We start from the raw sequence: 16,343 nt of genomic DNA on the forward strand, positions 1-16,343 counted from the left end.
CGCAATTGACCGGGGGAGCCCGCAGGCCATGGTGCAGGTGGGTTTTGAACTCGGCATGCGCTCGTTGACGTTGCGCCCGATGGCCAAGGAAATGCTGGCCTGCGCGAAGAGCCAACAGGAACCTGAGGCCTACGGCGTCTTGGGTAAAATCGCATGGACCGAGGGGCGATGGGTTGATGCCTATCGATTATGGGAAGAGGGTGCAAATTTTGGCTGTGAAGATTGCATCGACAAAATGGGAGAATTTATTGCGTTGACCCTTGAGTTTAATCCGAGAACCGGTGAAGTTCGGGAGTCAACGACACGAATGAGCGATGAGATTCGGAATTCGCTACCGCGTTTGGAGGCACTTAAGAAGTTTTACTCGGAGCAGTTCTTTTATAAGATTTCTAATATGACAGAACTGCTTGTCACTGCGCCAACTGATATGGCGTTTCATGTGAGTGACGAACAGATTGTTGCGCTCATCAAGAAACAGCATCCTCAATAAAGGGGTCATGTATTCAACCCTCACTTTTATAGATAATCCAATCACTTCTAGTGTTAAATAATGTCAAAAATCAAAATAAAAAGATACAATAACTATCAGAAATGATGGAAAGTGAAAGTTGGATACATGACCCGCAATCTCAGCCGCGAGGCACACCTCTGGTACACTATTACATCAGCCGAGTACATGGATCGTGCCCGCGATCATCTGCAAGCCGCCTGTGATCGCTTTATCGCCAGCGCCAAGCGCCATGCTTTCATCGCCGACTATGCCCCCGTGCCCTACTGGGGCGGCAAGATGGAATATCTCCTGCAGTCCTACGCCAATGCCCGTGCCCTGTTGGTGCAAGACGATTTCAGCGGCATGATCGCCTTTGGGGGAGGGCTGGAAGACATTCCTCGCGGTTTGCAGGAAGGCAACTCCGCTTGGATGGGTGACGATGTTAATCCTTTCTGGGATTCGCTGGATGCCGCCTACAGCATTTGTAGTGATTTCGGCTTTGCGGTCACAATGAGCATTCGGTATTCAAGTGACGATTACAAAACCGGCACCGCAGATTTGCATTATGAAAACCCCGTCGACGCAGGCATCGTCGGTAATTCCATTCTTCTTTATGAAGATTCTGCCTACCCCATCCGTCCCACCGAAATCCCCGAATACGCCGCCGACAAATCGGTGTCGTGCAAAACCGGCGAGATCGTGCCGTGGACCGGCGTGTGGGTACCCTCGACTGGCATGGGCAAAGCCGCACTAGTCTTCGCCCGCCAAGGCATCCAAATCATGCAACCGGCCTACCACCTGATCCGTGAAGATGAAGAGACGGGCGAAGAAGAATACGAACTCGTGGATTGCATCTTCCACCCGGTACGTCCGACGGGTCGCAGGGTACCCCTGCCTGCTGCCGATGCAGAAAACTATCGCTAGTAGGTTGATGTTGTGGCACTTGATGCTCTATTGGTAGAATTGCTATGATTAGCAGTCTATGGCAAATTGCTAACTTTATACCGAATAGGAGCATGATTTGAAAATAACCCCAAAACCTTTTCGACTTGCCGTTTTTGTATTGAGTGCCGTTTCATTTTTGAACAGTGCTCATGCTGATCAATTTGACTGGGTATACTTTCCCATGTATGCAAGAGATACTGCTCATGCTGTCCATTTATCGGCATTAAAACGTCTTCCTGATGGTCTGCTTCACTCAGCCACGCGTTATCCTCGTGTTAACGAAGATCAATGGAGTAAGGAAGAATCCGATGCCGGTTGGTATGATTACAAAGAACGTTTGATTGATTGCGAAACCGGATTTTCCATTGTTAATCGGGAACATTTACTCGATGAGGGTGGAAAGATTATAGCCTCGCGTGATAATACTGCCGCAAATCTTTCCCTTTGGAAAGGTGATTTACAAAACGAGTTGCAGGACCATAAATGGCCAAGTGGGAGCGAAATTTTTCTCGCCTGTGCTGCTGCGGGTAATGAGCGCTTCCTCGCTCAGCGTCAGCTGGAGCGTAAAAAGAAAACCAAAGAAATCGTTTATTCTCCTGTTATAAAGGCATTGAAAGCCGATACAAATGATATTTTTTGGCGTAAGATACAATTCAATCTTGAACTTGAACCATTGATGAAGCATCCACCCTCCAATGCACTTTTGATGTTTGGACAGTTGGAAGAGCAGTATCGTACTTGGCTGTCTAATTTTGCACCAGAGATGGCTGTTGCCGTTCATGCTAGGAATGACGCACCAGCAGCCGAACTGAGCGAAGAAAACCTCCAGTGGTTGCTCGATCACAATGTGGATATTGCCAAAGTATCGAGTCGACCGGACGGTACTGTGCGCTACACGAACAGGCAACCAAATCTCTTTGAACTTCCTCCCGAATACCAAGAAGCACCGCAAAAGCTTCATGATGTGGAGAATTCTGAACTAGAAATCTATTTGGACTGCCACAGCGGGCTACAAATCCCAACCCGTTTAACATGGTTTGGGGCTGAGCATCGGCAACTTGCGACCAATGCGATCGGTGTTAAACCGTTGTTGGAGATGTTACGTGAGCGGATGTCGTATCGCGATGAAAATGCTGCCACTAATGTTTTGCTTCCGCCCTCAATTGGAGGCTCCGCGCAATGGATTTGCCAAGCCGTTGCTGCTCAGTGTAACGCTACCCCAGTTGTCGAATTGGAGCCTTTTCATTTAGCGACCGATGACGAGGAGGCAATTCAAAAGGTTGAAAGCCAAGAAGAGACACTCCTTGCAATACGCAATGCTTATCGCAATTATCGACGAAGTTTTATTCCCAACTGCGCTTTAGGCAAGCCTTTCTAAGGATAACATCTGCACATGAAAAGAGGAAAACATATGTCAAAACTATATCTGTCTTGGTTCATGATATTGCTTCTTCCGCTAAGTCTCTTTGGCGAGGTGCGTTGTAACAAAGTTTATTCAGAGTTTTCTGCGATAGAAGAACTTTGTCCCTACAATGAAGGGCTGGCAGCATTCAAAATTCGGGATCAGTGGGGCTTTGTCGATACATCCGGTAAAATCGTTGTCGAACCGACGTATGATGATGTTCGCGATTTTTCGTCGGGTTTGGCGGCCGTTATCATTGATGAAAAATATGGCTTCATCGACAAATCAGGGAGTCTTGTTATCCCTATGCAATATACCTCGGTTGAAAGTTTTAGTGAAGGGCTGGCCGTCGTTGAAGTGGAGGGTAAGTATGGCTATATCGATGCTACAAATCGACTGATTATTCCGGCTATCTATGAGAGAGCCCAACCTTTTATGAACGGTGTTGCGGTAGTCGAGGACGAAGCTAAACGGACTCTCTTGATCGAGAAAAGTGGCAAGACCATCAAGACTTTCGATAGCAATGTTTCTTTGGATGGTTGGAACCAGGATTTTGGTCACTATGTTGCAACGGTGAAGTACCCACCTTTTTTGATCAATGTTGATGGTCGGCGTATGGAATTTCCCTATGAAGCGGATAACAACCCTACTTACAGTGAGGGAGTGTTGATCGTCAACAAATATATCAATAACGAGTCTCTGTATGGAATTATGGATTTGAACGAAAAATGGCTCGTAGAGCCTAGATTTGTCGAGCTCGAAGCTTATTCCTCCGGACTCGCCATTGCTACAATTGAAGACAAATCAGAGACACATAATAGAAAATCAGGGTTAATCGACAAGGGTGGAAAATTTGTCGTTGCCCCGATTTATGATAGGCTCGAACGCAGTGATCAAGGGACATATTTTGGACACCAAACATCTCCGGAAGAGAAAACGGATGTGCTCGATGCCGCAGGAAAACTCTTGTTCTCCACAAAGTGTGGGATATACCCAAGCGCTACTGAAGGGAACTGGAAGACATATCCGGGTTGCGAAGGTGACAGCGGAATCTGGGTCATGCACCTAGGTGGTAAGCCGCAGCATCTATCCATCACGGAACCTGAAATCAGTCAAGTCGGCGACTATCTGCTTTTATCGAAAAAGAAGGATCAGGAGTACACTGGGGGCTATGACGCAAATGAAACCTTTGTCCTCCTTGACCCTCATGGGATCGTGTTGTCTAGTGAAGATTCTGATGTGCAAGGGAAGTATAATTGGGTGAGACTGATCACATCGAAAGGTGAACAGGCAAACGCAAATCCGTATCTGCTCCCTGCGGCGATAATAATCAAGGATTATGAGCAAATAGCTATTTTGACACAAGATCATAAGATACTCACACAAAAAGAGTGGAACTACGAATCGGAACTGCTTGATTACAGCTACAACTCTTCTGGTGAAGCTCTTGAAGGGCCTTTTATTATGAAAGCAGGAGAAGTTTGGGGTGCTGTGGATGGACAGGGTAGGTGGGTTATTCAACCCGATTTCGAACGTTTGACGTTGTTCCGTCATGGTCTTGCGTTCGCCACATTTCATGATGAGGAGGTCATCGTTGATAACAGCGGACGAATCATTCCATTTCCTCCCGGTCGTAGCTATCGTCGCATTGCCCCGTTCCTTATAACTGGAATGGATGAATCGGAAAACTCGGTGCTTTATCGGGTTACGGAAGGGAAGCTGGAAAAACTCAGTTTACCATCAGGTGTCATCCTCGGGGAGCATATTGAGCAAGGACTAATTACGGCTCAGATTGACGAAAAATGGGGATTGCTCGATACCCGTGACGGACAATGGACGCTAGCCCCTGCCTATAGTACTGAGCCAGAGCCCCTATTGCAAGGGGCACATTTGATCGGCTGGAAGAGTAAGGTTCTAGTTCAGTTGGAAAAAAGTTCGATTGAACTTAAAGGTTTGATTTCACCACTTGGTAAGGAGCTTATTAAGCCGCAGTTTTCAGATATAGTGATCGACTATCAAAAAGGTGAATTATTACGCACCACTAAAGGAAGCCAGAATGAGGGTCTGATCGATATAAACGGCAAAGAGATTTTACCCAACATTCATGATACGATCAGTTATACTGACCATGGCTGGTATCTCGCCAACCGCAAGGAGGAAAAGGGTTTGATCAACACCCGTGGAGAGTGGACGGTAGCCCCCGGACCTTATTGGTTTAGTCAATTGGATAAGCGTCCTTATTCCAGAGAAGAGAATAATGATGAGAAGGTGCAACATGTGCACGTAGATGGGATGATATCAACCAAAGAGAAACCACAGCCTATGGCCGACGATCAGCCTTCTTATTGGTGGTTTGTCATCGAGGGGACTTATGATGACAAGCAAACGGTGTTTTATGGTTTTGATTGGAAAGAGCGCCTCCGCTTAGAAGGAGAAGCTACGGACGAATTTTCCGAAGGCTGGATTGTCCTCAATACCGGTGAAAAGAAACGCGGCTTTCCGACTGCACTGGCAAATAGTGCGGGTAAGGTCGTCGGACCTCTTCCATATGAAGAAATAAAACCCATGCATAACGGACTTTTCCGTGTCAAAAAATCCATCCCTGATAAGCAGAAAAAAGGTGGTGATGAATACAAAGAGAGCAGTGTTTATGGTTTCATAAACAGTTCAGGAAAGGTTGCCATTCCTTCAAAATTTGAAGCTGCAGATGATTTCTCGGAAGAGCGTGCCATTGTTCTTCTTCAAGGCAACTTGGGTGTCATTGACAAGAGCGGAAACTTGCTCTTGCATAGTGGATGGCATTGCGGTGAAGATCCGATCCTGTTGGATGGAAAGGGCAAAATTATTTGGCCAAAAAACGTGAAGCCGGGGTGTTAAGTACACTTTTTTGCATATCGTCATGGGTTAAAATAATAGTTTATTTTAAATATTAAAAGAGGAAGCTACAAATGAAAATAACGGCTCTTACAATTTTTTTCCTATCATCAAGTTTGCTGTATGGTCAGAATACGCTACTTCAAGATATCGACTTTGACACAAAAGAAGATCGGGTATATCTTGATTCGAGCAATCGTATTGTGTGTGAACTATCAACCAATAAATATCAACAAATTTACAGCGAACCGATCAATTCGGGAGGGAATGATAGAATCGTTGGACTATCAGAAGGTTTCGCGTTTATATCAAGCGATAAGCGTGCATCTCATGTCAGTCGATTTCACTATGATAAAAAAAGCAATCAAATTCTTTTAGACTCTATAGAAAGTACTAATATCACTTATACACCGAACGATGATAACAGTTGTGACTCTTTGAATTTATTAACCAATACTTTTACAGCAGACTTTAAATATTTTGATGAAAACGAGCAAAGACTTGTCTCACTACCGTTCGTTTATGAATCGGTTAGCTTTCCAAAAGTCAGTTTATCTCAATACGGTAATCTTGTTTATAAAAATTATCAATCGCTTCGAGACAAATATTATCAAAATGATATTAAAAAATATACGTTACATAAATCTCCGGAAGAGATAGAGATAATTCTTTTAAATAAATTCTCAGAGTTAGAACAACAACTCAAAAACGATTCCGATTCGATAGAAGATGTTTCTGAACAACTATCCCAAGAGATCATTGATTTAATCAGCAGCAATCCAGAGACCTTGGAGTACGATTTTAAAAAATTAGTCAACACACTCAAAATCATCACATCCGATGACAAAAAACTCCGTTTCTACAGCTGGGATACTCAGACGGGCGGAAGTATGCATTTTTATAAAAATATAATCCAATACCAAACTGAGAACGGTGTTCAAACTCACGTTCCCGAAACAAAAGAAGATGATCCTCAGAGCTATTGTTCTGCCATTTATACTGTAAAAATTAAACAGCAGCCCCAATATTTGGTAATCACGAACGGTGTCTATTCATCAAGCGATTTACGGCAATCAGTGTTGGCATATACGATCTCGAACACTGGAAAATTAGAAGATGCTTCGATTTTTAAAACCAAATCCAAAACGATGAACCATAAAATCGATGTCGATTTTGATTTTTTCAGTGTAGTTGATCGTCCGGAGAGACCGTTAAAACTTATCACATATAATAAACAAACGGGGATACTTACTCTACCATTGGTCGATGGGAAAAATGTTACTAGCAAAAATATCAACTATAGGTTCAACGGGAAATACCTAGAATACTACGGAATACGCTAAATGACTTGGTGGAATCGATTAAAACGATTTTTTTACTATTTACATCAAAAAAAAGAGGAAAAGGGAATGATTTCGTTTGACATTTTAAATGCCATCTATTCGTACCTGTACGAAGAATCTTCTAGCGTAAATTTTAAAATGAAAGGTTTTTTTGACAAAATTTATCTAAATCGATACGCATTTCCCGAATCATTTGACGATCAGAAAAGTAGAAGTCAGATCAAAAATTGTGGGTTTAACAACGGTTTTGAAGTGCTTAATTTTATCTTTTCACAAATCGACATCGAACCATTGGATTTAGAGTTACTTACTCCCGACGCATCGTATGATTTTATCCATATTCAATTCCATAGCGACGTTACATCCTATAATACAGAGAATAAAAAGAAAAAAAATGTACTGCACAATTTTATTATCTTTTTTTGTTGTGATGACGGAAGCCCGGAAACAAACTCCTATAGAATTTTGTACCAAAAAAAGAGTTATTTTACTTCGTATATTAGCTCTTTATTAAAGTGTCAATACATCAAAAATGCTATTATAGAATCTGAAATTAATGAAGAAACGATAAAAGATTTTGAAACGGTTTTGATAGCTACTTGTCAGTATTTGCATATCGAATTACCTGAGATAGTTTCTGCACCTAATTTACTTCTCGAAGAGTTCACGCAACATCATTTTGAAGAACTTTTATGTCTGATTACGAGAAATAAAGTAGAGCTAAAGATCATCAAAAAACAAGCTAAAAAAATGTTTGCTAAACATAAATTATCTTCTGAAGAGAATGAATTTTATGAGGATAACTACGAGTTTTTTGAAAGTGTTAACTGTTGGAATAGCGATTGGAAATTTGAACCGGAAGATGCCGAGTATTTTATTTCTGAAATGATTGAGGATGAATTTTCGTTTGATTATCCTGAAGAGACCTACAGTCATGATTTGTTTCCATATCTTCAAAGTGCTTTGGCTAAACGTGATTTAGAACTAATGAGCATCAATACAATGTGCGACAGTTATCTGTTTTTTGTTGCTTATCGCGGTGATGTTTCTCGAATTCTCGAGTTAGCCAATATACTTGATGTACAAATTGATCGACTTTAAAGCTGCACCCCTTTTCTTAACGATATTTGGTTGTAATATGTGTTATATTAATTGAATGAAAAAATGAGTAAGGATTATAATGGATAAAAAAATTGCCAGTTCTCTTTTTCTACTACTGTTAGGGTTGTTACCCTCTCTCAACGCAGCAGATGTTCATTTCCAGACTAAATCCCCAACAGGAATTGATAACTTGAATATCACGCTGGTCTCACAAAAGCCTGCTGATGCTATCGCTATTACCATGTCACATAAAGAGACCTCTTCAGCCTGTAATTTTGAGCTACTAACTAACGCAAAACGCAAGTTTGAAAAAGGTTCACCCGATGATTTCAATGAAGCATTACCGAATGGCACTTGGGTGACCTTCGCAAATTATGAGCCCGACAATGAAACAATCAGTGAGTTGTCAGTAGACGTTTCATCCAAATCACCGCGCTTTGCCTCAATAGCCCTACAAGTGCCTGCTAGCTATGACACAAAGAAATGTCTGATTAAGAACGGATACCTAGAAGTACTATTTTTTAAGTGATGGAGTCTCCTTATGAATGCCTTTAGGTATATTTTATTCAGCATGATTGTTAATTTAATTTTGGAGCTTCCTATGCTTGCTGCTGAAGAGTTTAATAATGTCACACCAGACAAGGCGATAGGTCAAGGCGAGCATGTTTTGCGAGTTAAAATTTTAGATCCAGTTACACAGCAGGCTTGGAACAATAAACCTTACCACCTGATTACTTATGGCGAAGATGGTAAAGCGGTTACTGTGATTTATGGCGATACTGATAATCAAGGTTATACCGCAACGGTAAAATCCACGAACAAAGTTACTGATTTTATTGCACGGCCTAAAGTTCAGGCAGAGCGTTTTCCGTATATCACTCAAATGCGCATGATTAATGGCTTTGAGGGTAATGGAGTAGCAAATACTTATTACATCCATTTTTTCGGAGAAGGTGCCGTTTATACTGGCATGTGTGATGAACGCGGTGATGTGTCTGAAGTAGGTTTTAAAACACCTCAATCTGTTAAAACAAAAATAATTACCTCTTATAAAATTAATGAAGAATGTGATTGGCAGTCTGCTGCAACAATTCTGAATAAAAGTATAGAGAGCACACCGTCTCAAAGAATTGAGTTAATTAAACAAATCAGTGAACTTCCTGCAGTAAAAAACAAAAATGGTAGTGGATGCAAGAGTCTTTATGAAGACTTCGCTGATGATTTTAATTTACAAATCCTTAAATCTGCAGCAGGTGGAGGTCAGGAATTACTCAACTCTACTGCTCCGGTTTTCGTTAATAAAAAAATAGATTTATTAGCCAAGGATGCAAAAAAATCAGTCGCTAAAAATCAAGATTCCACTAAAAAGTACCGCATCACAGCTATTTTAGAGATGCTGGATGAAGTAGTCGGTACATTTAGTGTATCAGCTGAATTTATTAACCAATGGGCAGATCAAGCAACAGGCCTAGTTAGTCAAACCAAAAATTTCAATGACAGCGGTGTATCACTAAACCTTGCTGAAAAATTGATAGTGCTTAAAGAATACACCCTTGCCAATAAGTTCAATGTACTGGCAAAAAGCAATCACGATCAAACTCGAGAAGAGGATAAAGCTCGCCAATTAGCAGTGGATGCCATGATTGCTAAATCTACTGGGAATAATGCAGAAGCACAAAAGCTATTTGAGGATGCGAACAACTGGCTAGTGGAGTCTAAAGATGATGTGCTTGCAAAATATAGAACAGAATTTAATGATGTACCTTTTGGCAAAATGAGAATTTCAGCATCTATGCTCCAAGATGCTCATCAATGGTGTCCACAAACTTCAGATAGAGATAACAGCTACGTGATTATGTTCCCGTTTTCTAATGAGGTCGATGATGCGATGATGTCTCGTATGCTTACGCTTGATGCATTGTTGTCCTATGGCACGTCCAAATCTGGAAAAGTTACGCTTACCAAAACATGTATTAATGATGCCCCTGAAACATTTGAACTTACCAAGCAAGATATTGAGCAAATACGAAATGCAAAAACCATGGGCTCGATATTATTGTTGCCGGATGTAAAAACAGATGATCCTAACACGGCGCGTATGCGGTTGGCATTACTTGCATGGTTACAAACAGTAAAATTAGAGCCTAATTTTTATAAGCCAAACAAAATTACGGAGAAAATGAATTTTGGCTTTTGGTAAATCAAATCGGATATTGTCAATATAATTTCTGTTATGTAAACGAAAGCAAAATATGAATTTGTGTTAAAATCATTTTTATCTGGGGGTTACAAATCGAAATGAAATTAACAGTGATTGAGTTTAGGCTAATTCTTGGATTTAAACTCGGAGGTATTGCGACTGCACCGAAAAAAGAATCGGTACATGTACGGTGTGTGAGCGAATAGCTGTTATTTGACTTTTAAGCACGAAATCGGCTGAGTTGGTTGTTTAGACCTTCCACAACATGGGATAAGTGTTCCGCCGTACTTGCTATTTCTTCGATACTTCGGGCGTTGGCACGTGTCAATTCATTAATATTGGCTAGACCGGATGCCATGGTTTCGACTTCTGACATATTCTTATCTGCATCGATCACCAGTTTTTTGATTGCTTCGGTAGTCTGTTGTACGACAGTAACGGCTTGGCCGATGCTATCCCCGACAAAATGGGATTTCTTTTCGATTTGTTGAATTTGTTTGACGTTTTGTCCCATTTGAACGGTCGCTTCTTCGATTGAGCTGACAATCATTGAAATCGTGGCATTGGTCTGCGTCAAGCTCCCCTGTGTCCGTTCCGCAAGTTTCCGTACTTCATCGGCAACAACGGCAAAACCGCGTCCGTGTTCACCCGCGCGCGCTGCTTCGATTGCCGCATTGAGGGCTAGGAGATTGGTTTGGTTGGCGATATCTCCGATCACAGAGAGAACTTCACTGATTTGATGTGCCGTATTGGTCAATTCATGAAGTTTGTCGGCAAAAACCGTTTCCACTTCGGCGCTGCTTCGGATCATCAAAATCATGTCGTCAAGTTCATGTTGGGACGTTGTAAGTGTTTCATTAGCCGCAATAATTTCATTACGGGTTTGTTCATTGTCATGTTTGCTAAGATTGAGCTGGGTGATGAGATGTTCGGTATTGAAATGTATGTTTTGAACCAGCTGCGCTTCATCTTCCATTCGGTGCCCGATATGAAGTGATGTTTGTGATAGCTCTGTTGCGACGGAAGCATTTTCTTCGGATGAGCGTTTAGCACTTTGTACCATCTGCTGGGTTGCTTCAATGAATGCATTAATGGAAGATGCTGTTTGTCCGGGTTCATCGTTTCCGGGAATATTTAACCGCTTGGTCAGATCGCCGTTTCCGCTAGCTAGTTCTTGTGCCATTGTCTGCATAATAGAAAGTTTGGTTGTGATGGAACGTCGAAGACCGATGATGGAAACAATCAAGAGAATGATGAGGAGCAAAGAAATACCGATCATACCGGCAGCTATCGACGTAAATTCGTTTTCAACATCGTCTATATAGACACCGGTACCGACAATCCATCCCCATTTATTAAAGAGACGGACATAAGAGAGTTTTGGCAGAGGCGTATCATTGCCCGGTTTGGCCCACATGTAGTCCACATAGCCTTCGCCATGTTCTTTAGCCACTGTGCCAAATTCAACAAACAGTTTTTTTCCGTTTGGATCTTTGATATTGGATAAGTCTGTATTGTCCAATTTTGGTTTGATCGGATGCATGATTCCGCGGATATCGGTATCGAGAATGAAAAAATACTCTTCCCCGCTGTAGCGGAGATTTTTAATGGCATTTTTAGCGGCATTTTGAGCTTCTTCTTGAGTCATTTTTCCACTGGTTGCCTCTTTATCATAATAGGCCATTAACGCACTTGCTGTGTCGATTTGCGTTTTTAGCATGGTTTTTTTGGCATCCAAGAGTTCATTTTTAACAGTAGAGAGTGAAAAGGCGACTAAAATGATTAAAATTACGGGAATCACAATGGCCAATAGAGTTAGTTTGGCTTTTATGGTTATGTTGTCCGTCATACTTTATCCTTTTCAAATGAAATTATTCAGACCCTATTGTATACCAAAATGTTCCAAATGTGACGGATAAAATAATTCTAAGTCAGTCATCAGTCATATTTGAATAATACGGGCAGAATGGGCCTCTAAGGGACTGAGTGTTGTATAATTATCTATATCTTCTATTGAGGTCATTATGAATCACGACTTTTCTCTCAATCAAAATGCATTGCTTTATCATGAAAAGCCTCAGCCTGGTAAAATTGCGACGCTTATTACAAAACCTTTTACTTCTCAAAGTGATTTGAGTTTAGCCTATTCTCCCGGTGTTGCCGCGCCGTGTCTGGAGATCCAAAAAAATCCGGATGATGCGTATCGCTATACCTCGAAAGGAAATCTTGTCGCTGTTATTTCCAACGGGACGGCGGTATTAGGTTTGGGGAATCTCGGTGCACTCGCTTCAAAGCCTGTCATGGAAGGAAAAGCGATTCTTTTTAAAAAATTCAGCGGACTTGATTCGTACGATATCGAGGTGGATGAAACCGATATCGAACGTTTTTGCGACACGGTCGCTGCGATTGCTCCGACGTTCGGGGGGATTAATCTCGAAGACATCAAAGCACCGGAGTGTTTTGAGATTGAGCGGCGTCTGATCGAGCGTCTCGATATTCCCGTAATGCATGATGATCAGCACGGTACAGCGGTTATTTCGTTGGCAGGAATCATGAACGGATGTTTAGTAACCGGACGTACTTTGGAGTCGATTCGAGTCGTGATCGTCGGAGCAGGAGCTGCCGCGATCAGCTGCGGACGTATTTACCGTTTTATGGGAATCCGTGAGATTTATATGTCCGATTCAAAAGGGCTTATCCATGCGGGGCGAAGCGATCTCAACGCACAAAAGCTTGAATTTGTTGCCCCTGAGGGAATGAGCTTGCGGAGTGCATTTGAAAATGCCGACGTGGTTGTCGGGCTTTCGGCGCCGGGAAGTTTCTCACTTGAGGATATCGCATGTATGGCACCTGAACCGATTATTTTCACCCTTGCGAATCCGGTTCCGGAACTTTTTCCTGAAGATGTCCGTTCCGCACGTCCTGATGCCATTGTTGCGACCGGACGGAGCGATTATCCCAATCAGGTAAACAATGTTTTAGGTTTTCCGTTTATCTTTCGGGGAGCGATGGATGTACGTGCAAAAACGATCAATATGGAGATGAAAGTAGCCGCTTCACAAGCATTGGCCGCGTTGGCACGTACAGAAATACCCGATTATCTCAATGAACTTTATAAAACAGAGTTGCGTTTCGGAAAAGAGTACATTATCCCAAAACCGTTTGATAAACGGCTGATCGTTGAAGTCTCTGCCAGTGTGGCGGAAGCGGCAGTGAAAAGCGGTGTGGCACGTGTGGAGAATTTTGATTTGAAACAGTACCGAATCGATTTGGCAAAACGGTTAGACTGAAGTGTCTGCTATGGTCAATAGAAATTTGAACGGGATTCTTCTGGGTGGGATTTCCCTCGTTGCTTTATTGGTATACACGGGTCTTCATGCATATGATTCCTTGACATGGGTGATGGAAGTGACTCCCGTCATCATAGCATTGCCGATTTTAGCGATTAGCTATCGAACGTTTCCCCTGACGTCACTGCTTTATTTTGTCATATTCATTCATTCGATTGTGCTGATTTTTGGAGGAATGTATACGTATGCCCGTGTCCCGCTTGGATTTGAAATTGTGCAGTGGCTCGATCTTAGTCGAAATCCGTACGATAAAATCGGTCATTTCATGCAGGGTTTTGCTCCGGCTTTGATTGCACGTGAAATCTTGATTCGCGGGAACTACGTCAACGGGCGACGTATGCTAAATTTTATCGTTATTTGTATCGTACTTGCAATCAGTGCGTCGTATGAACTGATCGAATGGGGAGCGGCCGTATGGTTGGGGCAGGGTGCGGATGAGTTTTTAGGGACTCAGGGCGATATCTGGGATACGCAGTCGGATATGTTTTTTGCCCTGATAGGAAGCTGTGTTGCTATCAGTTTTTTCTCCGGTTTTCACGATAAATTAATTAAAAAAGTGGGTCAAAATGAAAATTCTCGTTGATGCGGACGCATTTCCAAACGCGCTCAAAGAGATACTGATGCGAGCAGTATTAAAACGGAAGATCACCACCGTTTTTATTGCCAATAAGCAAATCGGAATTCCAAATGTCCCTTTTGTGTCGATGGAAGTTGTAGCTCAGGGCCCTGATGAAGCGGATCACCGTATCGCCGAACTGTGCGAACCGGAAGATATGGTGATTACCGCCGATATTCCGCTGGCGGATCGGATCGTCACCATCGGAGCGGTTGCACTTGATCCACGCGGGACAATCTACGATGAAAATAACATCAAACATCTCCTTGCAATGCGCAATCTGATGGAAGAACTCCGAAACAACGGAGAGATCACGGGAGGCCCCGCTGCTATCGGAGAAAAAACAGTGCGCTTATTTGCAGACGGACTGAATAAATTACTCTCAAAGCGAGCATAAAACAATAGACATTTAGTGCATATTATCCATTGTATGCATCAGTTCATGCATTTGTGTATCAAGTGTACTGACATATTGGGTCAATAAACTCATCTCTTCCATATTCTTATTGAGAACTTCATTGTTATCGCTGATGGATTGAATGAGAATATTGATAGTCGCTGAACTCTCTGCAAGACTTTTTTGGGTTCTTTCCGCAAGTTTACGTACTTCATCCGCAACAACCGCAAATCCTCGTCCGTGTTCACCCGCACGGGCAGCTTCGATAGCGGCATTAAGTGCTAAAAGATTTGTTTGTTCGGCGATGTCTCCTATGGTCACTAAAATAGCTTTCGTTTCACGAGCATTATCTACGGATGTATGCAAATTTTCAGAAAGATTTCGTTCTTCATTCGCTACAAATTGGATTTTATGGACTGTGGAATTAATCGTATTGTTCAGTTCGACAAATTTTGTGTCTCGCATAGATTTAAATTGTTGTGTTTTCGTATTCAGTGCTGTTTCGGAAGCTTCATTTTGATTTTGCATCATTAACAGAGCATTTCCAAGTTCATTGACTTTTTCAAGCAATTGTCCCATTTTGCCCTCAACATTGATATTTGCTCGGGTTTCATATTTGCCTATTGTCAGTTCTGTTAGGACTATCATTATGTCATCGATACTATGCTCAATGGAATCAAGCATGGTATTCATTGTTTTTCGCACTAGATGGACATGCGGAGTTTGTGTATCATTTATGACTCTCTCGTCATAATGTCCTCGTTTGACCTTATCTGCCAAAAGGACCATTTCACCAGCGACTTTTATATCGGTAATCAACCCTGATTCATGCATTTTGATAATTGTATTTAGTTTTTCTTCTACACTATCGGCTTCTGCATCTATCGGATGTAATTTAGTACGTTTATATGACATTAAATCCATAAAGTCGTTGAGGTAATTGTTTATAGAGAAGTCGTTTTTATCCTGCTGTTGATTAATAAACCATACAGCACTGCTTATAATCCCTGCAATTATGATGAAAACTCCAATAACAGTGTGTGTCATGTACCATAAAATCAGGGCAAAAATACCTAAAGCAATTAAAAGTGCTGATTTAAAAAAATGTGTCATATATATCCTTTTTTAGTGCATTGTTTTATATAAGTCTGAAGCGATTGCAATCTCTTCTCTGCTTGGTTTTCTGCGACATGATATATATGTAACTTCATTGCTCTTGCCACTGCGAATCGGATATACAATCGAATAAACCCAGTAATAGTTGCCATTTTTTGTTTTATTTTTGACGTATCCGGTCCATGTCTTATCGGCTTGAATCGTTTCCCACAAATCTCGGAAGGCAGCTCTAGGCATATCAGGATGACGTACGATGTTGTGTTCTTGACCTATTAATTCCTCTAAAGAATATCCGGCAACTTTGCAAAAATCTTCATTTGCAAAGAGTATTATCCCCATTGAATCGGTTTGTGAAACTAAAAAATCGGTTTCCTGTAATATATATTCTTCATTCATTGAGTTAGTCCAAAGATTAAAAATGTTTATGAATCATAGTCTTTCTTTGGGTTAATATTGGTTATATATAATCTTTTAAATATGACCAATATATGACTATTATAATTTTCTCA

General features: G+C 41.7%; 14 protein-coding genes. 11 read left to right on the forward strand and 3 right to left on the reverse strand.

Annotated elements, in window-relative coordinates; translation table 11 throughout:
- The 8 genes from PHP90_RS05925 to PHP90_RS05960 form a co-directional block, all read left to right on the forward strand.
- Window positions 1–490 (forward strand): hypothetical protein (locus PHP90_RS05925; protein ID WP_299926768.1); only part of this gene is annotated, 490 nt, incomplete at its 5' end.
- Window positions 491–616: 126 nt separating this feature from the next.
- Entirely contained in the window at window positions 617–1,414 is a 798-nt protein-coding gene (locus PHP90_RS05930; RefSeq protein WP_299926771.1) for a hypothetical protein, read from the forward strand.
- A gap of 97 nt (window positions 1,415–1,511) precedes the next feature.
- Entirely contained in the window at window positions 1,512–2,813 is a 1,302-nt protein-coding gene (locus PHP90_RS05935; RefSeq protein ID WP_299926774.1) for a hypothetical protein, read from the forward strand.
- 15 nt (window positions 2,814–2,828) lie between these two features.
- Complete coding sequence (locus PHP90_RS05940) at window positions 2,829–5,714, forward strand: WG repeat-containing protein (RefSeq protein ID WP_299926778.1); 2,886 nt, start codon at window positions 2,829–2,831, stop codon at window positions 5,712–5,714.
- A 71-nt stretch (window positions 5,715–5,785) separates the two neighbouring features.
- Window positions 5,786–7,054, forward strand: coding sequence for a hypothetical protein (locus PHP90_RS05945; protein WP_299926781.1), 1,269 nt, complete (start codon window positions 5,786–5,788; stop codon window positions 7,052–7,054).
- A complete protein-coding gene (locus PHP90_RS05950; protein ID WP_299926784.1) occupies window positions 7,055–8,155 on the forward strand; it encodes a hypothetical protein in 1,101 nt (366 codons plus the stop codon).
- Window positions 8,156–8,234: 79 nt separating this feature from the next.
- Window positions 8,235–8,684, forward strand: coding sequence for a hypothetical protein (locus tag PHP90_RS05955; RefSeq protein WP_299926787.1), 450 nt, complete (start codon window positions 8,235–8,237; stop codon window positions 8,682–8,684).
- 12 nt (window positions 8,685–8,696) lie between these two features.
- Entirely contained in the window at window positions 8,697–10,355 is a 1,659-nt protein-coding gene (locus tag PHP90_RS05960) for a hypothetical protein (protein ID WP_299926790.1), read from the forward strand.
- Between the two features lie 220 nt (window positions 10,356–10,575).
- On the opposite strand, the gene PHP90_RS05965 is transcribed toward PHP90_RS05960, so the two are convergent.
- The gene (locus tag PHP90_RS05965; protein ID WP_299926793.1) at window positions 10,576–12,204 is read right to left on the reverse strand and encodes a methyl-accepting chemotaxis protein; all 1,629 of its coding nucleotides are present in this window, start codon (window positions 12,202–12,204) and stop codon (window positions 10,576–10,578) included.
- Between the two features lie 175 nt (window positions 12,205–12,379).
- Between PHP90_RS05965 and PHP90_RS05970 the strand changes: the two genes are divergently transcribed.
- The 3 genes from PHP90_RS05970 to PHP90_RS05980 are packed head-to-tail and all read left to right on the forward strand — an operon-like array spanning window position 12,380 to window position 14,718.
- Window positions 12,380–13,645 (forward strand): malic enzyme-like NAD(P)-binding protein, encoded by a 1,266-nt coding sequence (locus tag PHP90_RS05970; protein WP_299926796.1) that lies wholly within the window; start codon window positions 12,380–12,382, stop codon window positions 13,643–13,645.
- Window positions 13,646–13,655: 10 nt separating this feature from the next.
- Entirely contained in the window at window positions 13,656–14,288 is a 633-nt protein-coding gene (locus PHP90_RS05975; protein WP_299926799.1) for a DUF2238 domain-containing protein, read from the forward strand.
- Entirely contained in the window at window positions 14,272–14,718 is a 447-nt protein-coding gene (locus PHP90_RS05980) for a YaiI/YqxD family protein (RefSeq protein WP_299926802.1), read from the forward strand. Before PHP90_RS05975 ends, PHP90_RS05980 begins: the two co-directional genes overlap by 17 nt.
- A 12-nt stretch (window positions 14,719–14,730) precedes the next feature.
- Here the strand turns inward: PHP90_RS05980 and PHP90_RS05985 are convergent, their stop codons facing one another.
- Together PHP90_RS05985 and PHP90_RS05990 are read right to left on the reverse strand one after the other, a co-directional pair.
- Window positions 14,731–15,831 (reverse strand): methyl-accepting chemotaxis protein, encoded by a 1,101-nt coding sequence (locus tag PHP90_RS05985; protein ID WP_299926805.1) that lies wholly within the window; start codon window positions 15,829–15,831, stop codon window positions 14,731–14,733.
- 12 nt (window positions 15,832–15,843) lie between these two features.
- Window positions 15,844–16,230, reverse strand: a complete 387-nt coding sequence (locus PHP90_RS05990; RefSeq protein ID WP_299926808.1) for a PAS domain-containing protein — start codon at window positions 16,228–16,230, stop codon at window positions 15,844–15,846.
- Window positions 16,231–16,343 lie beyond the last annotated feature (113 nt).

This window comes from Sulfuricurvum sp. (genome assembly GCF_028712165.1).
Classification (GTDB): domain Bacteria; phylum Campylobacterota; class Campylobacteria; order Campylobacterales; family Sulfurimonadaceae; genus Sulfuricurvum.